Source organism: Pseudideonella sakaiensis (assembly GCF_048320135.1).
GTDB lineage: Bacteria > Pseudomonadota > Gammaproteobacteria > Burkholderiales > Burkholderiaceae_C > Ideonella_A > Ideonella_A sakaiensis_A.
Genome location: NZ_CP182947.1, coordinates 4,393,828 through 4,414,253, shown reverse-complemented (window position 1 = coordinate 4,414,253; position 20,426 = coordinate 4,393,828). Strand labels below are relative to the sequence as shown.

Sequence of the window (20,426 nt, the reverse complement as noted above, 5' to 3'; positions counted from 1 at the left end):
CCGGCCGACGCTGCAACCGCCAGCCTTCGGCTCGGCGTGCGCGGCGCATCGCCTGGTTCAGTCGTCGAAGCCGAACAGGCGAGCAGGATTGTCGACGAGCACGCGTCGCCGGCTTCCCACCGCGGGCAGCCACTCGCCGAGCAGCCCGAGCGTTCGGCGATCGTCTTCCTGCCGGAATGGCTCGATCGCGAGCGGATCGGCGTCGGCAGGCCGCTGCGAGCCGCCCGGATGGGGCCAGTCGCTGCCCCAGACCGTGCGATCCGGTGCGACCTCGAACAGGCTATGCGCGATCGCTGCCACGTCGCAGTAGTGCGGCCCCCGGGTCGAGATCTGATACGGCCCGGACAGCTTGACGTGGACATTCGGCCGTGCAGCGAGCGCAAGCAGTTCGCGGAATCCGTTCTGCTCGACGCCGGCGCTGGCTCGGGCCATGCCGAAATGATCGATCAGCACGCACTGCGGCAATCCCGCGAGCGTGTCCGCGACGCCGGCGATCACCTCGAGGCCGGCATAGAGCTGGATCAGCCACGGCAGGTCCGAGAGTTGTTCAGACAGGTGCAGGATGCGGTGGCGAATCGCTAGGGTATCCCGCTGATGCGCAACCTGCAGGTTCAGTCGTACGCCGCGCACGCCACTCGCGTGCAGCTGCTGCAACCGCGTCCGATCGTCGCTGGCGCCAATCACCGCGATCCCGCGGGCCCGCCCCCTGAGGCGCTGCAGCGCTGCGACGAGGCAACGGTTGTCGGTCCCGTAGACGCTGGGCTGCACGAGCACCGCGCGCTCGATGCCCAATTTGCGGTGCATTGCAACGAGATCGTCGACCGTGGCCGATGGCGGCGTGTAGCGGCGCCCCGCCGCGTACGGATAACGGGCCGGGTCGAACACATGCACATGGCAGTCGGTTGCCCGCTGCGGCACAGTGACGTTCACGTGGCCCCTCCTCTCTCGCGTTGTCTCTGCAGTCAGAAGCGGTGACGCAATCCCGCCGAGACGACGACCCCGGCCTGGGCTTGAGCGTTGCCCGTGGTGGCGACGACGATGGCGCAGAGCGCCGCGAGGGGTACCAGGATTCGCACGATGTGGTCTCCTTGGATTGAGTGAAAGGAGGCCTGTGTGATGGCGCGGCAAGCCCGCAGGGATGCGGGCTTCCCGTTATTCGGGTTGGATGTTTGCCTGCTTGACGATGCGCGTCCAATCGGCGACTTCGGATCGCAGGAAGTCTCCGAATCGGTCGCGAGGACCCACGGCGGGCTCGGCACCGAGTTCAGCGAAACGTGCCTTCACATCATCGGTCGCCATCGCCTTCTGCACCTCCTGGTGCAATTTGTCGAGCACGGCAGGTGGCGTCTTGGCCGGAGCGACCAAGCCCACCCAGTGCGTCATCTTGTACGCCGGCAGACCTGCTTCGGCGAAGGTCGGCACGTCGGGCAGGGCTGCGACGCGTTTGCCCCCGGTGACTGCCAGTGCACGCAATCTGCTCGCTTTCAGGAACGAACCGCCGGAGGTGATGCTGTCGAGCAGGATGTCGATCTCACCGCCCATAAGCGCGGTGATCGCAGGGCCACCCCCCTTGTACGGAACATGCTGCATCTCGATGCCGGTGGTGACCGAGAGCAGCGCGGTGGCCAGGTGCGGCGTGCTGGCGACGCCGCCGCTCGCATAGTTGAGCTTGCCGGGCGCCGACTTGGCCGAACTGATGAGCCCTTGAAGCGACTTGTGGGCCGACTGCGGACTGGTCATCAGCACCAGCGGCGACTCGGCCACTTTGGTGATAGCGGCAAAGTCCTTCAAGGTGTCGTAAGACAGCTTTGCGCCGTAAAGCGAGGGCGCAGTCACGAACGGTGCGCTGTTGAACAGCAGCGTGTAGCCGTCGGCTGGCGCCTTGGCGACCTGCCCGGTGCCGATCGTCCCGCCTGCTCCGGGCTTGTTCTCGACGATGAACTGCTGGCCCAGAGTGGAAGAGAGCTTGGCAGCGAGGATGCGTGCCATCACGTCGTTCGGACCACCCGGCGAGAACGCCACGACGATCGAGACCGGTTTGTTGGGGTAGTCGGACTGGGCGTGCGATTGCACGGCGGACAGCGATGCCAGCGTGATGCCGGCGATCGCCGCAAGGCGCCGCAAGCCGAGAAGCGCCGCACGGGATTGCAGTTGCTGCATGGGTTCGTCTCCTTTCGCTCGCTCACGGGCAGCAAGGTGCGCCGCGGTGCCGGAAGGATAAACGGTTTTTTGTACTTGCACAATACTTAACACAATTTTTGGGTATCCTCGAGGGTCGCCGCCCGCTGATAAAGAAAGGGCCTTTCAGTGCTGATCGACCGCGACACCAGCTCTCCGACATGCTCTATGGAGTTCCCAGATACAACGCAGCGGACAAGCTACCCCTTCATGCGTTCGGTGCTGCACGCATCGGGCATTGCGGCGACGTGGCCGCCAATCGCTCGTCAGGGGCGGCACATTGCGGAGGAGGCCGCGGGCATCCCAGCAATTCCGGAAGTTGGTCCGCTTCGGGCGCCGTCCCGCCGGCGTTGCCGGCTTGGGCGGGCGAGGCTCAGGTGGCGCTTGGCGCCACCGAAGCACCCTCGATGCCATGCCGCGCCAGCGCAGCGGCAATAGATCCGCTAGCCTTCATGTCCTCGACGAATGCCGCGAGGTAAGCCGCCGCAGCGCTGCCGCGCGACTTCGGCATGCCCATGGCCTGTTGGATCACCATGAAGCGCGCGGGCAGCAGCCGCATGCCGCCGAGGCGCCGGGCATCGGCTTCGAGCTGCTGGCGGACGCCGGCGGCGACGTCCGCGCGTTGCTCGACGAAGGTGTCGACCACCGTCTGCGAGGTCGGCGAACGCAGGATCGTTGCGTGCTCGAGTTCGCGCGTCAGGAACAAGTCATAGGCGCTGCCCTTGCCGACGACGACGCTGCGCCCTGCCCTGTCGACCTCGTCGTTGGACTGCAGCGGTGAATCGTCGCGTACGAGGTAGCAGCCCTCGATCAGCACGTAGGGCGCGGTGAACGCGATGCCGGCACCGCGCAGCGGGTCGATCGCGAAGAACCCGATATCAACCTGCTCGTCGGTGACGGCCTGCACCGATTTGCCCGCGGCGTCGAAGACGACGAGTTCGATGCCGACGCCGAGCCGCCGCGCGACTCGGTTCGCCAGGTCGACCGAGACGCCGCACGGAGAACCCGTCGTCGGATCGATATTGGCGAGGATCGGGTTGCCGAGATTGATCGACGCGCGCAGCGTGCCGGTCGGCGTGAAGGCGGAAACGATTTCGGCGGGAACGGTCATGTGGCAGCCTCCTCTGCAATCGTCTTCTTCAGAATGGCCGGGATCACGCCGCCGTCACGCAGCAACTGCACCTCGAGCTGCGTTTCGACCGCGGCGATACCGACGAAGGATTCGACCGTGCCGCTTTCGCGCAAGACCCTGAATGGCAGTTCGCCGCGTGGCATGAGGGTTTCAGGCGGCGCATCGACCTCGATCCGATCGCCCGGTGCGAGTGCCAGCGACTGCGGGTCGACGCCGGCCGGCAAGCGCAGCGGCAGGATGCCCATGCCGACGAGGTTGGAGCGGTGGATGCGTTCGAAGCTCGCAGCAAGGACCGCGCGGATGCCAAGCAGCCGCTGACCCTTGGCCGCCCAGTCGCGCGACGAGCCGGTGCCGTAACGCTCACCGGCGACCAGTACGACCGGGTCGCCGGCTTCACGGTAACGCGATGCCGCATCCCAGATCGGCATCAGCTCGCCGCTCGGCACATGCAGCGTGTGCGCCACCGGCGCATCCGGAGCGAGCAGGTTGCACAGCGTCTTGCTGTGGAAGGCCGCGCGCATCATCACTTCCCAGTTGCCGCGGCGCGATGCGAAGACATTGAGGTCGTGGCGGTCGTCGCCGCGTTCAACCAGAAAGTCCGCGACCAGGCTGTCGGGCGGGATCGCACTGGCCGGCGAGATGTGATCGGTGGTGATGTCGTCACCGACGACCAGCAGCGGATAGGCGCAATAGCGCCCGAGCTGACTGCCCTGGTCGACCGCCGCGAACGGCGGGCGCCTCAGGGCGGTCGAGCGCGGGTTCCACGGAAAGCGTGGCGAATCGGGCGCGCCGAGTGCATGCCAGGCCGGGTTGCGCGCAGCGATCGCGAATTCGCGCCGGTAGTCGCCCGAATCGGCGGCGGCAGCCAGCGCGGCAGCGATCTCTTCACGCGTCGGCCACAGCTCGTGCAAGTACACCTCGCGGCCCTTCGCATCGATCTGCACAGGCTCGCAGCTCAGGTCCACCTCGGCATCGCCGGCCAGCGCGAATGCGATCACCAGCGGTGGCGACATCAGGAAGCCCAGTTCCATGTCCGGATGCACCCGGCCCGGAAAATTCCGGTTGCCCGACAGCGCGGCGACTGGCTGGATCGCGCCTGCGGCACGCGCGAGGCGGATCACCTCGGGCAGCGGGCCAGGGTTGCCGATGCAGGTGGTGCAGCCATAGCCGACGATGTCGAATCCGACGGCGGACAGGTCGTCCATCAGCCCGGCACGCTGCAGGTAGGCCGCCGCGGCCGGCGAACCCGGTCCGAGCGAGGTCTTGACCCACGACGGCACTTTCAGGCCGAGGCGGCGAGCCGTGCGCGCCAGCAGCCCGGCAGCGATCAGCAGCGCCGGGTCCGAGGTGTTGGTGCAACTGGTGATCGCGGCGATCGCCACCGGGTGCCGCGGCATGAAGGCATGCGGCACTCGGCGCTCGAAGCCAAGTGCGGCCAGCGTCGCGCGCGCCTGGCCGAACGGCAGCAGGTCCTGCGGCCGCTTCGGCCCGGCGATGTGCATGCCCACCGTCGCCAGATCCATGACGATCGTTCGGGAGTAGCGCGGCCTGGCATCGGGGTCGAACCACAGGCCTGTGCGCCGTGTATAGGCCTCGACCAGATCGACATTGGCGGCAGCGCGGCCAGTCCCCCGCAGGTAGTCGAGCGTGCTCGCATCGACGGCGAAGAAGCCGGTGGTCGCACCGTACTCCGGCGCCATGTTGGCGACCACGCTGCGCTCGCCGGCGCTCAGGCTGGACACGCCCGACCCGAAAAATTCGACGAACTCGCCGGCCACGCCGATCGCACGCAGCCTCTGCGTCACCGTCAGCGCCAAGTCGGTAGCGAGCGCGCCGGGCTGCAGCGCGCCTTGCAGTTCGACGCCGATCACGTCGGGGATGCGCAGCATTGTCGGCATGCCGAACATGACGGTCTGCGCCTCGAGACCGCCGACGCCCCAACCGAGCACGCCGATGCCATTGACCATCGGCGTGTGGCTGTCGGTGCCGATCATCATGTCAGGAACGAACCAGGTCGCGCCGTCGCGGATTTCGGTGGTGACCACCGTCGCCAGCTGTTCGAGATTAATCGTGTGCATGATGCCGGTGCCCGGCGGGTTGATGTGCACACCGTCGAGCGCCTTCGACGCCCACCGCAGGAAGGCATAACGCTCCCGGTTGCGGCGCATCTCGTGGATCAGGTTCTCGGCCTTGGCATCGGGCCGGCCGTAGACCTCGACCGCGAGCGAGTGGTCGACCGACACCTCGACCGGCAGCACCGGATTCAGCCGCGCCGGATCGACGCCGGCCTCGGCCAGCGCATCGCGCATCGCGGCGATGTCGACCAGCGCCGGCGTGCTGGTGGTGTCGTGCATCAGCACGCGGCCGGGCTGGAACTCGACCTCGGCTTCGCTGCTGCCGGCATCGAGCCAGTCCAGCAGCGCGGCGACCGCGGCGTCGCGCTCGGCGCCGCGCATGCAGCGCACCACATTCTCGAGCAGCAGCCGCAACACGACCGGCAGGCGATGCAGGTCGGCACCGAGCAGGGCCGGTAGGTCGACGAGCCGGCCGCTGCGGCCGGCAAGCGTGACTTCGACGGCTTCGAACGTCACCTCAGTTCTCATTGGAAAACACCATGCACACCGGACTGCCGCAGTCGGCCACCACGCGCGGCGCGGCCAGTTTGCCGCTGTCATCGACATCGAAGGCGACGATGGTGTCGCTGTCCTCGTTCAAGGCATACAACATTCGACCGTCGGGAGTCAGCGTGAAGAAGCGCGGCGTGCGGCCAAGCGTCGGCTGCGCCTCGACAAATCTCGGCAGGCCGCTCTGCCGGTCGAGCCGGAAGGCCGCGATGCTGTCGTGGCCGCGGTTCGAGGTGTAGAGGCAGCGCCCCGCGCCGTCGATCGCGATGCCGGCCGCCCGGCTGTTCCCGGTGAAGGTGGGCGGCAGCGTCGTGATCAGGTGCAAGGCCTCGAGCGCGCCCATCTGCGCATCGAAGCGGTAGGTCGTCAAAGTCGAGTCGAGCTCGTTGACCACATAGGCCAGCGGCAGCGACGGGTGGACCACCGCGTTGCGCGGCCCGGCGCCCTCGCGCGCCTGCACGAACGGCGTCGCGGCCGGGGTCAGCCTGCCGGCGTCGAAGCGGAAGCTGAATATGCGGTCCAGCCCCTTGTCCGGAACGATCACCCAGCGCCCTGACGGGTCGAAGGGATTGAAGTGCGGCTTGGCCTGCTGCTGCTCAAAGCGGTGCGGACCAATCGGGCCAGACACCGTCACGAGCTGCACCAGCGGCTCGAGCGCACCGTCGGCGCCGATCGGCAACACCGCGAGGCTGGCACCGAGGTGGTTGGTGACGACGAGAAAGCGGCCGCTCGGGTCGAGCGCCAGGTGCACCGGGTTGTGGCCTTCGGTACCTTGCTGGTTCAAAAAGCTCAGCCGTCCGCTCGCCCGGTCGACCGCGAAGGCGCTGACCTCGCTGCGGTCGCCGTGCACGCTGTACAGATGGTGGCCGGCGGCCGACAGCGCCAAGTATGACGGGTTGACCAGCCCCTCGACGATCTGGATGCGTTCGAGCGCGCCGCTGGCGGCATCGAACGCAAACACGCTGATGCCCTCGCCGCGCGCATGGCGCTCGCGGGTCGTTCGGCTGCCGACGTAGGCGTGCAGGGTCACCGGGTGTTCTCCGCTTGGCCGATCAGTCGGCAGTGATCTTCGCAAAATCGACGATCCGTGCATATTGCGCCGATTCGGCCTTGATGAAATCACGGAACTGCGTCGGTGACATCGGTGCGATCAGTCCGCCCTGGTCGGTCATGCGCTTGGCCAGCTCGGGATCCTGCAGCGCCTGCACGACGGCAGCATTGATCTTCGCGAGCACCGGAGCCGGCGTCGCCGCCGGGGCGAACAGGCCGAACCAGTTCTCGAGCGCATACTTCGACGCCACTTTGCTCTCGGCGATCGCCGGAACGTCCGGAGCGAAGGCCGCGCGCTTCGCGCTGGTCACCGCAATCGGCTTGACCCGGCCATCCTTCAGGAACGGCGCTGCGGCGGCCATGCTGACGAAAGTCATGTCGACATTGCCGCCAGCCACGTCGAGCAGCTGCGCGGACGCGCCGCGATAAGGCACGTGCACCATGTGGATGCCGGCCATCTCCTCGAGCAGTTCACCGTTGAGGTGCTGCGGATTGCCCACGCCGCTGGTCGCATAGGTCAGCTTGCCGGGGTTCTTCTTCGCGAAGACGACCAGCTCGTCGACCGACTTGAACGGCGCATCGGGGCGCGCGACGAGCACATTGGGTACCTTCACGATCGGCGTAATCGGCACCAAATCCTTGTCCGGCGAGTACTGCATCCGTGCCTTGAAGATGAACGGGTTGATCGCTGTCTCGCCGGCCGAGCCGAGCAGCAGCGTGTGGCCGTCGGCCGGGGCGCGCACGACGGCCAGCGCACCGAGCATGCCGCTGGCGCCGGGCTTGTTGTCGACAATCACCTGCTGGCCCAGCGAGGCGCGCAGTTTTTCGGCGAGCAGCCGGCCCATCACATCGACGCCGCCGCCGGCGGCAAATGGCACAACGAGCGTGATCGTGCGGGTCGGATAGTCCTGCGCCATCGCGGCGAAGGGGGCGGACAGCGCGCAGGCGAGCGTGGTGGCAAAAAGGGTGCGGCGGGTGAATTGCACGGGTTTGTCTCCTTCATGAAACCGATCGGATCGGCATGAAGGCATCGTAGGCAGAAGGCTCGCCGATGAAAATTAAACTCTTGCCAACGCAGCGTTCTCCGATCAAGAACGCTCGGGTCAAGATGATCAGCTACCGCTGCGGCCGGCGGCCGCCCGCTGCAGGTGCTCGATCAGCGTCTGCGTGATCGGGCTCAGCTGCTCTGGGTCACGCACGACGACGCACATTCTGCGAATCGCCCAGTCCTCATTCAGGCCCAGCATCGCAATGCGGCCGGCTTCGACATGCGGTGCGAGGACCCCCTCGGGCAGCATCGTGATGCCCAGTCGCGTCTGCACCAAGCGGCACATGGTATCGAAACTGCTGGCTTGCACCCGCTGTTCGACGGCCTTGCCGCAGGCCTGCGCACCGGCGGCGATCAATTGCGCGATCGAACTGTCGGCATGCGGCCCGACGAACGCATAGTCCAGAGCGGCTGCAAAACGCACCGACTTGCGGCGCGCCAGCGGATGGCCGATCGGCGTCGCGATCATCAGGCGGTCGCTGTGGTAGGGCAAGGCGGTCAGCCCATGACGCGGGGTCTGGTCGGCGACAACGCCCAGATCCGCCGAGCCGTCGGTGACGGCCGCGACGACCGCCTTTCCGGTGCGCTCCTCGAGCGAGATCCTCACGCCCGGATAGCCCGACAGGAAGTTTTCGATCTCCTCGGGCAGGAACTGGTTCAGCGCCGACGCCACCGCGTGCAGCCGCACATGTCCCTTTACACCGTCGGCGAATTCGCCGAGTTCGGCGTCCATGCGCTCGACGAGGTTCAACACCTGGCGCGCATGGCGCAGCAGCGACTGACCGGCCGGCGTCAGCCCGACGCCGCGCGCATGGCGCTGCAGCAGCGGCACGCGCAGCAGATCCTCCAGCTCGGCGATGCGCTTGCTGACCGCCGACACCGCCAGGTGCTCGCGTTCGGCGGCCCGAGTCAGGTTGCGGCACTCGGCGACGGCGACGAAGATTTTCAGACTGACGAGGTCGTGGCGCACGAGCGAAGCGAGATGGGTATCAGACGGGCAAGGGCCGCTATGGGGTGGGGCTGTGTCGCTTCATCATTGGGTACGCGGCGGGTGGTTCCCAGGCCGATTACGCGAAGATCGGCAACGGAAGCGACATGGTAGCGCTGACTGTCGCCCAGGGGCCCAGCCATTCGCATAAGGACAAGACTGACGATGTAAAGAACTTGACTTCGCACTCGAGGTCGCACTCGACGTCGCACCCGGCGGCGGTGGCCGGCCTCTCGGTGCTGACCCCCTTCGGGTGTGTCGCTTGGTTTGACCGGCGGCTTCAGGGAGACGAATTCGAGTGCGCGGATGTCGGTTCAGGGTCGTTTCCAGCCAATCGGATCGGGCTCTGTCAAGGAGTCGTGCGCAATCGACTTACGTGCCGACCACGGCCAAGTGACCAAGCGACGAAGGCAGCAACCCGCGGGCGGCGCTAGGGCCCAGTGCCCGGTATTCTTTGCGCTACAGACGTAGCCGAAGTTGGGTAGGGGCGGGACCCGACCGCTGCTTTGCAATACTTCAGCGCGTGACGTCTTCGTAGCCCGCGATCGGCGTCGCATCGTGGATGTCTTCCCCTCACCGCAAGCTCATCGTTGAATACTTGAGCCTGGAAACGCATTGGGCAATTCGCCACCTCGGCGTCAATCGGGCAAGCGCGGTCCCAGCCCTTCACTCAGGCCGGATCCAAGTACCGCTCAAGGTGCATGTCGTCGTCTCCCAGCCGGACGCCGACCATCGAAAGCCAACTCGCATAATGGGCCGACTCCAGCTCCCATGTCATGCCGATGCCGCCGTGCAGTTGGATGGCCTCTTCGCCGATCAATCGGGACGACGCGTTGGTCGTGATCTTCGCCGCGGCCGCTGCCTTCAAGAAGGCGGCTTCATCTGACTGGGCCGCGGCATTGATGACCGACGAACGGGCTTCTTCCAGGGCAATCATCATCTCGACGATGCGGTGCTGGATCGCCTGGTTCCTGCCGATGGGGGTAGCGAACTGCTTGCGGACCTTCAGGTACTCGATCGTGTCGTTGATCAGCGCATCCATTGCACCGACCGCCTGCGCACACAGTGCCAGCGTGCCGATGGCGATGCCTCGTTCCAGCGTCCGGAACGCCTGCCCCTCCGCTCCGATGATTGCCTTGTCGTCCAGGACCACCGACTCGAACGCCACCTCCGCAGCCCGACCGCCGTCGATCTCCGGATAGGAGCGCACCTTGACCCCCTTGCCGACCGCAGGAACCAGGAACATGGTGATGCCCGCCTTGTCTTCAGGTGCACCCGCCGTCCTTGCACTGACAACGAAATCCTTGGCGTCCCTCGCGTTCGGAACCGCGGCCTTGACGCCATCGAGAACCCATGCGTCGCCCTGTCGTTCGGCACGGGTGGTGACGTAGGAAGGCTCCCATGTGGCATCGGTCTCGCAGTGCGCGAGGGTCACCACAGACTCGCCGGCGATGACAGCCTGCAGCAGGTCGTGGTGCGGCGTGGACGCAGCGAGCACCCGGCCTGCCATGAGGGTGCCCAGGAAGGGCTGGTCGACCAGAAGCGCCCGACCGAAGACCTCGAATACATTGACGACGTCGAACAAGTCCTCGCCGTATCCTCCGACCTCCTGGTCGAACAGCACGCCGACGGCCCCGATCTCGGCCAATGCCTGCCAGGTGCCAGCGTGTTCCGGGGTCCTTTCGAACTGCCGCGAGCGGTGCGACGGAGTCGGGAGGGTGTCCTTGATGCAGCGAGTGATGCTTTCGGCGAGCGACGTCTGCTCGTAGGTATATTCAAAATTCATTGCAGCGCCCCTCAGAGCCCGATGGTCTTGGCGATGATGTTCTTCTGGATCTCGTTGGAGCCCCCGAAGATCGACAGCTTCCGGTTGTTCAGGTAAGTAACCGAGGCTCGTGAGGACGCCTGCGGTCCGATCCCCTGGAGGTCAAGGCCGGCTTCATCGGTCAGGTCGTTGACGACCTTCGGCCCGTATGCGCCCATGGCCTTCAGCGACAGCGCGTTGATCGCCTGCCGAAGACGCGACCCCTGGATCTTGAGCATCGACGCTGCGGCGGCCGAGCCGCCACCGCTCTCGACGGCAGCAAGCGTCCTGAAATTGGTAACCCGCAGATTGCACGCCTCGATTTCGAGGAGGCTCAGCTCCTTGCGAAAATCGGCATGAGACAGCAATGGCCGACCCCGACGCTGCACGGTGGCAGCCGCATGCTTCAGGCGCTCCAGCGCGGCATAGGCGTAACCCACGCCGGCCATTCCGGTGCGCTCGTAGCCGAGGAGGTATTTCGCGCAGGTCCAGCCATGACCTGGCTGCCCCACCAGGTTGTCGACCGGAACCTCGACGTCGCTCAGGAACACCTCGTTGACCTCATGCTCGCCGTCGATGGTGATGATCGGTCGAACCTCGATGCCAGGCGAATCCATGTCGATCAACAGGAAGCTGATGCCCTCCTGCTTTCTTTCGGTCTTCTCGGAGCGGACGAGGCAAAACATCTTGTTCGCAAACTGCCCGAGCGTCGTCCACGTCTTCTGACCATTGACAACCCAGCGGTCACCGCGAAGTTCGGCGGTGGTTTTCAGCGACGCAAGGTCGGAGCCGGCACCGGGCTCGGAGTAGCCCTGGCACCACCAGTCGCTGCCATCGAGGATCCGGGGCAGGTAGTGCGCCTTTTGCGCCTCGGTGCCGAATTTGATCAGCACGGGGCCCAGCATGTTGATCCCGAATTGAATCGGCCGCGGAGCATTCGCCATCGCGCTTTCATATTCGAAGATGTAGCGCTGGGTAGCGGTCCAGCCAGGCCCGCCGTACGCCGTCGGCCAGTGATTGGCCAACCAGCCGCGCGACTGCAGGATCGCGTGCCAGCGCAGCATGTCCTCGCGGCTCAGCCGCTCGTCCACCGCAACCTTGGCAGCAATATCGGCGGGAAGATCGGTGCGCAGGAAGTCGAGGACCTGCTGGCGAAACGCTTCCTCGGAGGGAGTGAAATCCAGATTCATGTTCTTGATGTCGTTGGGCAGAAGCCGGTCCCGCGAGCAGTGGCCCGGGCAGGCGTCCGCGTTGAACAGCGTCAGGCTCTCTAGGCGAAAAGACCGGTTGCACCGACGAGCGCGGCGCGGCAGTCACGAACCATCCGATCGATCAACTCCGCGCAGGTGGGGATGTCGTCGATGATGCCGATGCACAGGCCGGCCCAGATCAGCCCGTCGTCGGTCTTGCCCGTCTCGAGGGCTTCCCGCCCACGCGCGCCCGCGACCAGCGGCCGCAAGTCGGCAAACGTCGCACCTTCCGGACGTCGCTCGATCTGGTTGACCTCAGCCGCCACGGCGTTGCGCCAGACCCGTGCGGTGTTGCGCAGTCCGCGGAAGATCAGGGTCGTGTCGTTCTCCGATGCGTCGACAAGCGCCTGCTTGACCGAGGAATGAATCGGCGCCTCCTGCGTGACCATGAAGCGCGTGCCCATGTTGACGCCCTGGGCGCCCAGCGCAAGAGCCGCGGCCATCGTGCGGCCGTCCGCAATGCCGCCGGAAGCGACAACGGGAATCTTCAGCTTGGCGCAGGCAGCCGGGATCAGGATCAAACCGGGCACATCGTCCTCGCCCGGATGGCCGGCGCATTCGAAGCCATCGATGCTGATCGCATCGACTCCGCGCTTCTGCGCCGACAGGGCATGGCGAACCGATGTGCATTTGTGAATCAGCTTGATGCCGGCGGACTTGAACGCCTCGGTGAACTCTTCAGGGTGGCGGCCCGCCGTCTCGACGATATCGATACCGCTGTCGATGATGGCCCGTACATAGTCTGCATAGGGGGGCGGGGACGCGGTGGGGAGGATCGTCAGGTTGACCGCGAAAGGCGCATCGGTCATGGCGCGGCACCGTGCAATCTCGGCAACAAGCGCCTCGGGAGATGGTTGCGTCAACGCGGTCAGCGTTCCCAGTCCGCCCGCATTGGAGACTGCCGCAGCCAACTCCGCACGCCCGACCCACATCATCCCGCCCTGGATGATGGGGTAGCGGATCTTCAAGAGTTCGGTGATGGTGGTTTTCATGGCGAATTCCTCGGTCAGGCTTGCTTGTTGGCTTGCACTTTGCCGATCGGTCGACCGGAGAGGGGGTCGTGTCGGGCACAGGCTTTCATCCACTCGCCAGCCGGCATCAGCATCGAGGCTGCACGCATGCCCGACTTGACCGCGGCCACCGAATGCGCCGGATAGCCTCCGATCGCACGGGCCCGTTCCCTGGCCCGGTCGAGCACCTGGTCGTCGTCGACCTGCTCGGTGGCGATGCCCAGGCGAACCAGGTCGTCAGCCGCGATCCGGTCGCCGGTCAGGCACAGCCGCGCGGCAACGGCTTCGGTGTGGCGCAAGGCGAGCCAGGCGGCATTGCGCGGCGCGGCCATGCCGATGGCGATCTCCCCGACCTGCAGGAACGCCGAGCGTCCGCAGACCATGAGATCGCCCGCCAGCGCCAGCGACGCGCCACCGTTGATGGCATAACGCTCCAGCCCGACGATCCAGACTTTCCTGCTCGAGACCAATGCGGTGTGCACGGACTCCCACAACGCAGGGAACTCCGCGAGCCATTGCGGTTTCGGTGTCGCACCGAATTCCTTGGTGTCGAAGCCCGAGCAGAACGCTCCGCCGGCTCCACGCAGCAGGACACAGCGGATGTCGTCGTCCTTCTCGATCGTTGCGACGGCCTCGAGCAGGGCAGCGGCCAAGCTCCCCTCCACGGCGTTCTTCTTCTCTGGTCGATTGAGGATCAGCTCGCACCATCCCTGATGCTTTTCGAGAATCACTGCATTCATGTCGGTCTTTCTCCTGCGACGTATCGCGTTGGATTCGGGCGCCTATTGGCCGGGCTTGATGCCGCTGGCCTTGACGACGGCGGTCCAGCGCTTGAGTTCGTCTGCCAGCAAGGCTCCGAAGCCTTCCGCAGTGCCGCCGGTCGTCGTCATTCCGAGCTTCCGGATGGCCTCGACCACGTCAGGCTTCTTCAGCGCGGCATTCACTGCCGCGTGCAGCCTGTCGCGTACGCCGGCCGGCAGGTTGGCCGGAGCCATCAGGCCCAGGAAGCTCTCGGCGTCCAGATCCTTGTAACCGGACTCCTTCGCCGTCGGAAGGTCCGGCAGGCCCGGGGCACGCTGCTGTCCCGGCGTCACGATGCCCTTCAGCCTGCCCTGCGCGATCAGCGCAGCAGTAACGCCGCCAAGGTCGAACAGCAGCGGCACCTCGCCTGCGACTGTCGCCCGCGACGCTTCGGCCGAGCCCTTGAACGGGATGTGCAGGAGCTTGAGATTGTGCTTCTGGGCAAGCATCTCGCCCCAGGTCTGGGTCAGTGTGCCCGTACCCGGACTCGCATAGGCAACCGCTTGCGGTTGCGAGCGGATCCATTCGATCAGCGATTTGAGATCCTTCGCCGGAACCTTGGGATTGACGGCCACCAATATGGGCATGGCCACCAACGGCGCAATCGGCGTCAGGTCGCGGAGCACGTCGTACGGCGTTTCGATTCCGGTGGCCGGGTTGAGTACCAGGTTCGCCGCCACGACCAGCAGCGTGCAGCCGTCTGCGGGCTGGCGCACCACATAGCCGGTGCCGATGGTGCTGGCGCCACCGGCCTTGTTCTCGACGATGACCTGCATGCCACCCAGTTCGCTGGACATCGCCTGCCCGACGATGCGCGCGACGGAGTCCGTGGGGCCGCCTGGGCCATAGGGCACGATCAGGCGGACAACCTGGCTTTGGCAGTTTTGCAGGGCCCATGCATTGCTCGAAAGCATGCTTGCTGCGACCAGCAGCGTCTTGAGAATCTTGATCACGTTTGTCTCCTCTCTGGGTAAAAAAAGGCCGAGCGAGGCCACCCTCCCGAAGGAAGGGGTTCGAATCGACTGTGGGACTAGGCGGTCGGGCTCTTTTCCAGGGGCGCCCGTACCTCGCCAAGAAGCTGTTGGACCTGGGTCGACACCGGGGCGGCAAGCGCCCCGGCCAGCATGTCGATCAGGTTTTCGATTGCGCGACGCATGTCGAAACCGCGGTTCTGGCGGCCGCGCCGAGCGCTGACGCGCTCGAAGTCCGCCAAGCTGAAGAACAGGAAGTTGATGGCCGACAGGTAGCGCTGTCGCAAGAGTGATTCGGGCACATGCGGCAATGCGGGGCCCAGGAACTCGTATACGCGCCGGAATCCTCGATCGATGTCGTCTGCCGCCGGCGCAGAAAGCTCGATGTCCGGGTGGAGCTGCACCGCCGCGAGGAAGCGGTTGTAGGTGTTGCCCTTTCTGGTCATGAGCTTCGACGCCAGCGGCCAGACGAGCGCTTCGACCAGTGCCCTGACCTCGCCTTGACGCTGGCCCGCCAGCAGACGGCTGACATAGTCGTTGCGCAGGATGTCGACCTCACGCATGCCCAACTGCAGCACCGCACGTACGAGGGCTTCCTTTGTACCGAAGTGGTAATGCAGTGCCGAGTTGTTGCGTTGCCCGGCCTCGCGTGCGATTTCGCGCATCGAAACCGCGTCGATGCCGCGTTCGGCAAAGAGCCGTTCCGCCGTCTCGAGCAGGCGCTCGGATCCTTCGCTCCTCGAGCCTGCCGAGGGCGGCGATTCCTTGGTCGTCCTTGCGGATCCTTTTGCGGTCATCGTGTTCTCCCGAATCAATCCGCGACCTCCTATTGCTGGAGCAATCGCGGTCAATCTCAAGCTGATGGCGCAAGTCTAGACAGTCATTCCAAGTAAGTCAAGTGCTTTAATTTGTCTTCCAACTGCTTGACTGACATTAAGTCAAATGCTTTAATCAGGACGAGCGCCATGGTTGCGCATGACGACGACTGAGCAGGTGCCACAGCCGCTCGCCGCGACGACGGCCCGGCCTCGCATCGCGTCAAAGGAGTCCGATCAACCATCGCTTCAGGCAAAGACGCTTCCGGTCAACCGGGTAACGGCACTCGTGCCGAAGCAACCGGCGGCCCCAACCAACCGAACTCTCGACATGCAAGATCGTCCACTCAGCGGTATCCGAATCCTCGACATGGCCACGGTGATCGCGGCGCCCTTCGCGGGGACGCTTTGCGCCGACATGGGAGCCGAGGTCGTCAAGCTCGAACTTCCGAGCGGCAACGACACCTTGCGCGGCCTCGCACCGGTGCATGACGGGCACGCCCTCTTCTGGAAGACCCTGAACCGAGGCAAGAAAGGCATTTCCCTGGATGTACGGAAGCCCGAGGGTCGAGCGCTGTTCCTCCGGCTGGTGGAGAGTTTCGATGTGCTGATCGAGAACTTTCGAACCGGAACGCTCGACGGCTGGGGACTCGACATGGCAACGCTTCGCAGCCACAACCCTCGGCTGATCGTCTTGCGCCTGACCGGGTTCGGACAGACCGGACCGTATGCGAAACGGCCGGGCTTCGCCCGAATCTTCGAGGCGATGAGCGGATTCGCCCATCTGACCGGCGAGCCAGGGGGCCCGCCTCAGCACATGAACTACCCGCTGGGAGATGCTATCTCGGGGCTGTTCGGGGCATTCTCGATCGTGACCGCGCTCCTCGAGCGCAACTCGAGGCCGAAGCATCAGCAAGAAGGCGTCGAGATCGATCTGTCTGCCACGGAGGCCATGATTCGGCTGCTCGATCCGCTGGCAGCCGAATATGTGGTGGCCGGCATCGACCGCATCCGCTCGGGCTCACGGGCGACCTATACCGCGCCTTCGAATGTCTATCAGACTCGGGACGGTGCGTGGATCACCCTGGTCGGATCGGGCGACAACATCTTCCGACGCATCTGTACTGCAATGGATCGACACGACTTGGCCGAAGACACGAGGTTTCGCAGCACCGTGCTGAGAACCGTCAACCTGGCGGAACTCGATCAGATCATCGAGACGTGGTGTCGAAGCATGCCGCTCGAGGAGCTTGCGGCGACCCTTGACCGCGAGCAGGTGCCTTTCAGCAAGGTGTACTCGACAGCGGACGTTCTCGCCGACCCGCACTTTCGCGCACGCGGGACTTTCGTCTCGATGCAGGATCCGGTGCTTGGCGCAATTCCGGCGCCGGCGGCGGTGCCAAGGTTCACCGGCCGCACGCCCACCGTTCCCACGGTGGGCCCAGAGACCGGCGAGCACAACGAGCAGATCTATGGCTCGCTGGGCCTGACGACGGCCGACCTCGCCGCATTGAAGGCGAAAGCAGTCATCTGAGTCGAGTGGCGCCAAGGCCCGCCGGCCAAAGGTGAGCACGATGAAGCTACCGATTCTGGAGAGCCCATTCGTTTGGCATCAAGTCCTCCAGCGCGCCTGAAGCGAACCGGCAACCGGTCAATTGACTATTCGACTGAAGGCTGATCGCCCTAGTCGTTGAAGACCCGGTTCCGGAGCTGTAGCGGTCCCTCAAGTTTCGGACCAGCGGACGACTGGAAGTGAACGCCGCCGTCACTCAGACAGCCGGTTGCGAGTGACTCAGTTCAGTCTGAAGCGGAATATCGATCGTGGACCACGGGTGTGCAGTGGATTTGGTGGATGCGTCCCACGCGCCGACTGCACAACCGCGACCGACCACAGTCGAGCCGGACGCGAGGCCGCGGGACTTGAAGCCCGGAGACCCAATAATCGCACTGGGAGCAGAACGAGCTGACGCAATTTTCCAGTAGCGAAACTGCGGCCTGACAGCCCGCTGTGAGGCCTGCGAGCGACCGACCGGCGGTACGCGCAGCCATGAGTGGCAACATCGAACTGGGTTACCAGATCGAGAATGAATTGATGGCGCTGTGCTTCGCGATGGCCAAGAAGAGCGTGTGCTGGCAGGATTCGTTCCCGGCGAGCGCCACGTCATCGCCCAGCGACTTGAACAGATCCGAAAGCTTGGCCATGAGCAACGAGACAGCGTCATGGTGCACGGCATCATCAACCTCAGTGCCCCGGTTTTTGATCACTCCGGCGTCGTCGCCGCAATCACGATGGGTTTCATGGGGCAGGCCAATCCGCGCACCACGGTGGTCGAGGCGCTTCAACATGTCAAGCAGGGAGCGCATGAACTGTCTGTTCTGCTCGGAGGGGAGATCCGGAAGCCGGAGGAATAGGCTGCCGTGTCACTGCGATGCAGCTGTGCGATTTGACGGCCATGGCGTCCTTGCTAACAGCTGGAGCTGCGGCAACGAGATGCCCTCGACATCGGAGAGTTACAAGCGGATCGTCATTCGACCACGATGCCCTCGGCCTCGATGATGCTCTTCCACCGCACCGTTTCCCTGTCCAACTCGCGAGCGAATTCCTGGCTTGTGCTGCCATGGACCTGGAAACCCAGCGATTCGAGCTGGCGCGTCACATCGGGATCTTTCAACGCGCCCACAATCGCGCTGTGCAGCTTGGCATTGACGGCAGGCGGCATGCCCTTGGGTCCGGCAATCCCCTGCCAGCCATAGATGACGAAATCATCAATACCATTTTCGGTGAAGGTCGGCACCTGCGGCAGCTCGGGTATTCGCTGCTGGGCGGTGACGGCCAGCGGCTTGATCTTGCCCGCCTTGATATGGCTGCTGACGTTTCCGAAGTTGGTGATCAATACATTCACATGGCCGGCCATCAGGTCGGTCAAAGCGGGGCCGGCGCCCTTGTAGGCGACGTGAATGCCAGTCGTGCCAGTGCGCTTCCAGACCAGGGCCGCGCTGAGGTGGTCGGTCGTGCCAGTGCCAGAATTGGCGAACGAGACCTTCCCGGGGTTCGCCTTCATGTAGGCAATCAGTTCCTTGAAAGAGTTGGCGGGGAAGCCAGGCGACGCGACCAGAACGTTCGGCGTTCGCACTGGAATCGTCAACAGATCGAAGTCGCGACGCGGCTCATATTTCATGCTCTTGTTGATGTATGGCGCGATCGCGAACGTGCCGATCGGTGCGATCAGCAGCGTGTAGCCGTCGGGAGCGGCGCGCGCCACCAGCGTCGCACCGATACCGCCACCGGCACCTGCCTTGTTGTCTACCACGACCTGTTGGCCGAGCGCCTCGGCCATCTTTCCGGCGATCGCTCGCATCACGGTGTCCGAAGTTCCACCGGGGTTGAAAGGGACGATCACATTGATCGGCTTGTCCGGATAGGTCTGCGCCAGAGCGCCTGTACAGGCGGTCGCAGCGAGCAGCAGCGACGCGAACAACGACCGGTTTTTCATGAACATGGGCTGGGTCTCCTTGGTGATGTGGTCATGGCTTGCGTTGGCTCGCCATGCCTGGGATGGGTGGATGAAAGGGGTCGAGCTGCACATTGACGGAGCTTGTTTCCGCAAGGCTCCCGACGAGTGGACAATCGCCACTCAAAGAGCAAGGTCGAACAGGTGGATCTGGCTGAAGGATTCAGGCGGCCACGAGGTTGCAGCCGGACACCGCGTCGAAAGTGCATGCCTTGCCGCGCTGCGGTGCAAGACGAACGATTTCACCCGGCAGCGGCAGCGGCACCGACTCATCACGAATCAGGACCTGCACCTCTTCTCCACGCGCCTCGGCCAAGACCAGACTCTCCGCTCCCATCGGCTCGACCAACTTCACCCGCGCTTCGAATCCGCCCTCGGCAACGAAGCCCAGATGCTCCGGGCGAATGCCGTAGCTGATTTCGCGGCCGTCATCGGTTGCTACATCGATGTCAAACGGCAGGACACCTACGGCGGTGTCGGCGACTCGTTGGCCAGCCTGACTCAGAATGCGCCCCTTGAAGAAGTTCATCTGCGGCGCACCAATGAAACCGGCGACGAATGTATTGACCGGGTGGTGATAGAGCTCGAGCGGTGATCCGATCTGCTCGACCCGGCCTCCATTCATGACCACGATCTGGTCAGCCAGCGTCATCGCTTCAACCTGGTCGTGGGTCACGTAGATGGACGTAGTGCCGATTCGCTGGTGCATTGCCTTGATCTCTGAGCGCATACGTCCGCGCAGCAACGCGTCCAGATTCGACAATGGCTCATCGAACAGGAAAACCTGCGGTTGCCGCACGATCGCACGACCCATCGCGACCCGCTGGCGCTGTCCACCCGACAGTTGCCCGGGGAGACGGTCGAGCAACTTCGTCAGTCCGAGCAGGTCTGCCACCGCGTCGACCTTGCGCTCGATCTCCGCTTGCGCCTCGCGCCGGATCTTCAGCGAAAAGCCAAGGTTCTGTCGAACAGTCTTCGTGGGGTACAGCGCATAATTCTGGAACACCATCGCAATGTCGCGGTCGCGTGGAGCGACATCGTTGACACGCCTGCCGTCGAACTCGATGTCGCCCGACGTGACGTCGACCAGGCCGGCGATCATGCGCAGCAGCGTCGATTTCCCGCAGCCCGACGGGCCGACGAGGACGACGAATTCGCCATCTGCGACGTTCAGCTCGATTCCGTGGATGACTTCGACGTTGCCAAAAGACTTGACGACTTTGCGGGTGGTAACGGTGGCCAT

17 protein-coding genes are annotated in these 20,426 nt (G+C 64.7%); 2 read left to right on the top strand and 15 right to left on the bottom strand.

Annotation, left to right across the window (positions count from 1 at the left end; genetic code table 11):
* Positions 1–57: 57 nt before the first annotated feature.
* From ACNH6H_RS20260 to ACNH6H_RS20200, 13 genes are all read right to left on the bottom strand, one after another.
* Positions 58–891 carry an amidohydrolase family protein gene (locus ACNH6H_RS20260; protein WP_418320101.1) on the bottom strand — a complete coding sequence of 278 codons (834 nt, stop codon included), beginning with the start codon at positions 889–891 and terminating at the stop codon, positions 58–60.
* Between the two features lie 261 nt (positions 892–1,152).
* Positions 1,153–2,160 (bottom strand): Bug family tripartite tricarboxylate transporter substrate binding protein, encoded by a 1,008-nt coding sequence (locus ACNH6H_RS20255; RefSeq protein WP_418320100.1) that lies wholly within the window; start codon positions 2,158–2,160, stop codon positions 1,153–1,155.
* A 391-nt stretch (positions 2,161–2,551) separates the two neighbouring features.
* A complete protein-coding gene (locus tag ACNH6H_RS20250) occupies positions 2,552–3,289 on the bottom strand; it encodes an ABC transporter substrate-binding protein (RefSeq protein ID WP_418320099.1) in 738 nt (245 codons plus the stop codon).
* The gene (gene acnA / locus ACNH6H_RS20245; RefSeq protein WP_418320098.1) at positions 3,286–5,913 is read right to left on the bottom strand and encodes an aconitate hydratase AcnA; all 2,628 of its coding nucleotides are present in this window, start codon (positions 5,911–5,913) and stop codon (positions 3,286–3,288) included. Before acnA ends, ACNH6H_RS20250 begins: the two co-directional genes overlap by 4 nt.
* Positions 5,903–6,964 (bottom strand): lactonase family protein, encoded by a 1,062-nt coding sequence (locus ACNH6H_RS20240; protein ID WP_418320097.1) that lies wholly within the window; start codon positions 6,962–6,964, stop codon positions 5,903–5,905. The genes acnA and ACNH6H_RS20240 overlap by 11 nt, the downstream gene beginning before the upstream one ends.
* 22 nt (positions 6,965–6,986) lie before the next feature.
* A complete protein-coding gene (locus ACNH6H_RS20235) occupies positions 6,987–7,901 on the bottom strand; it encodes a Bug family tripartite tricarboxylate transporter substrate binding protein (RefSeq protein ID WP_418321420.1) in 915 nt (304 codons plus the stop codon).
* 195 nt (positions 7,902–8,096) lie between these two features.
* A complete protein-coding gene (locus ACNH6H_RS20230) occupies positions 8,097–9,002 on the bottom strand; it encodes a LysR family transcriptional regulator (RefSeq protein WP_418320096.1) in 906 nt (301 codons plus the stop codon).
* Positions 9,003–9,690: 688 nt separating this feature from the next.
* Positions 9,691–10,806 (bottom strand): acyl-CoA dehydrogenase family protein, encoded by a 1,116-nt coding sequence (locus ACNH6H_RS20225; protein WP_418320095.1) that lies wholly within the window; start codon positions 10,804–10,806, stop codon positions 9,691–9,693.
* Positions 10,807–10,817: 11 nt separating this feature from the next.
* The gene (locus tag ACNH6H_RS20220) at positions 10,818–12,014 is read right to left on the bottom strand and encodes an acyl-CoA dehydrogenase family protein (protein ID WP_418320094.1); all 1,197 of its coding nucleotides are present in this window, start codon (positions 12,012–12,014) and stop codon (positions 10,818–10,820) included.
* 80 nt (positions 12,015–12,094) lie between these two features.
* Positions 12,095–13,066, bottom strand: coding sequence for an NAD(P)H-dependent flavin oxidoreductase (locus tag ACNH6H_RS20215; RefSeq protein ID WP_418320093.1), 972 nt, complete (start codon positions 13,064–13,066; stop codon positions 12,095–12,097).
* A 14-nt stretch (positions 13,067–13,080) separates the two neighbouring features.
* Complete coding sequence (locus ACNH6H_RS20210; protein WP_418320092.1) at positions 13,081–13,824, bottom strand: enoyl-CoA hydratase/isomerase family protein; 744 nt, start codon at positions 13,822–13,824, stop codon at positions 13,081–13,083.
* Between the two features lie 42 nt (positions 13,825–13,866).
* Complete coding sequence (locus ACNH6H_RS20205) at positions 13,867–14,838, bottom strand: Bug family tripartite tricarboxylate transporter substrate binding protein (protein WP_418320091.1); 972 nt, start codon at positions 14,836–14,838, stop codon at positions 13,867–13,869.
* A gap of 77 nt (positions 14,839–14,915) precedes the next feature.
* Positions 14,916–15,653, bottom strand: coding sequence for a TetR/AcrR family transcriptional regulator (locus ACNH6H_RS20200; RefSeq protein ID WP_418320090.1), 738 nt, complete (start codon positions 15,651–15,653; stop codon positions 14,916–14,918).
* 349 nt (positions 15,654–16,002) lie between these two features.
* On the opposite strand from ACNH6H_RS20200, the gene ACNH6H_RS20195 reads away from it, so the two are divergent.
* Both ACNH6H_RS20195 and ACNH6H_RS20190 read left to right on the top strand, forming a co-directional pair.
* Positions 16,003–17,205: a CaiB/BaiF CoA transferase family protein gene (locus ACNH6H_RS20195; protein ID WP_418321418.1), complete on the top strand. Its 1,203-nt coding sequence runs from the start codon at positions 16,003–16,005 to the stop codon at positions 17,203–17,205.
* 593 nt (positions 17,206–17,798) lie between these two features.
* The gene (locus tag ACNH6H_RS20190) at positions 17,799–18,083 is read left to right on the top strand and encodes a hypothetical protein (RefSeq protein WP_418320089.1); all 285 of its coding nucleotides are present in this window, start codon (positions 17,799–17,801) and stop codon (positions 18,081–18,083) included.
* Positions 18,084–18,196: 113 nt separating this feature from the next.
* On the opposite strand, the gene ACNH6H_RS20185 is transcribed toward ACNH6H_RS20190, so the two are convergent.
* A complete protein-coding gene (locus tag ACNH6H_RS20185; protein WP_418320088.1) occupies positions 18,197–19,171 on the bottom strand; it encodes a Bug family tripartite tricarboxylate transporter substrate binding protein in 975 nt (324 codons plus the stop codon).
* Between the two features lie 175 nt (positions 19,172–19,346).
* A complete protein-coding gene (locus ACNH6H_RS20180) occupies positions 19,347–20,426 on the bottom strand; it encodes an ABC transporter ATP-binding protein (RefSeq protein WP_418320087.1) in 1,080 nt (359 codons plus the stop codon).

Bases quoted from the DNA above. Each gene is read 5' to 3' on its own strand.
- ACNH6H_RS20250 (WP_418320099.1), bottom strand. From the start codon at position 3,289: ATGACCGTTCCCGCCGAAATCGTTTCCGCCTTCACGCCGACCGGCACG.
- ACNH6H_RS20185 (WP_418320088.1), bottom strand. From the start codon at position 19,171: ATGTTCATGAAAAACCGGTCGTTGTTCGCGTCGCTGCTGCTCGCTGCG.
- ACNH6H_RS20215 (WP_418320093.1), bottom strand. From the start codon at position 13,066: ATGAAAACCACCATCACCGAACTCTTGAAGATCCGCTACCCCATCATC.
- ACNH6H_RS20195 (WP_418321418.1), top strand. From the start codon at position 16,003: ATGCAAGATCGTCCACTCAGCGGTATCCGAATCCTCGACATGGCCACG.
- ACNH6H_RS20210 (WP_418320092.1), bottom strand. From the start codon at position 13,824: ATGAATGCAGTGATTCTCGAAAAGCATCAGGGATGGTGCGAGCTGATC.
- acnA (WP_418320098.1), bottom strand. From the start codon at position 5,913: ATGAGAACTGAGGTGACGTTCGAAGCCGTCGAAGTCACGCTTGCCGGC.
- ACNH6H_RS20180 (WP_418320087.1), bottom strand. From the start codon at position 20,426: ATGGCCACCGTTACCACCCGCAAAGTCGTCAAGTCTTTTGGCAACGTC.
- ACNH6H_RS20235 (WP_418321420.1), bottom strand. From the start codon at position 7,901: ATGGCGCAGGACTATCCGACCCGCACGATCACGCTCGTTGTGCCATTT.
- ACNH6H_RS20225 (WP_418320095.1), bottom strand. From the start codon at position 10,806: ATGAATTTTGAATATACCTACGAGCAGACGTCGCTCGCCGAAAGCATC.
- ACNH6H_RS20220 (WP_418320094.1), bottom strand. From the start codon at position 12,014: ATGAATCTGGATTTCACTCCCTCCGAGGAAGCGTTTCGCCAGCAGGTC.
- ACNH6H_RS20255 (WP_418320100.1), bottom strand. From the start codon at position 2,160: ATGCAGCAACTGCAATCCCGTGCGGCGCTTCTCGGCTTGCGGCGCCTT.
- ACNH6H_RS20200 (WP_418320090.1), bottom strand. From the start codon at position 15,653: ATGACCGCAAAAGGATCCGCAAGGACGACCAAGGAATCGCCGCCCTCG.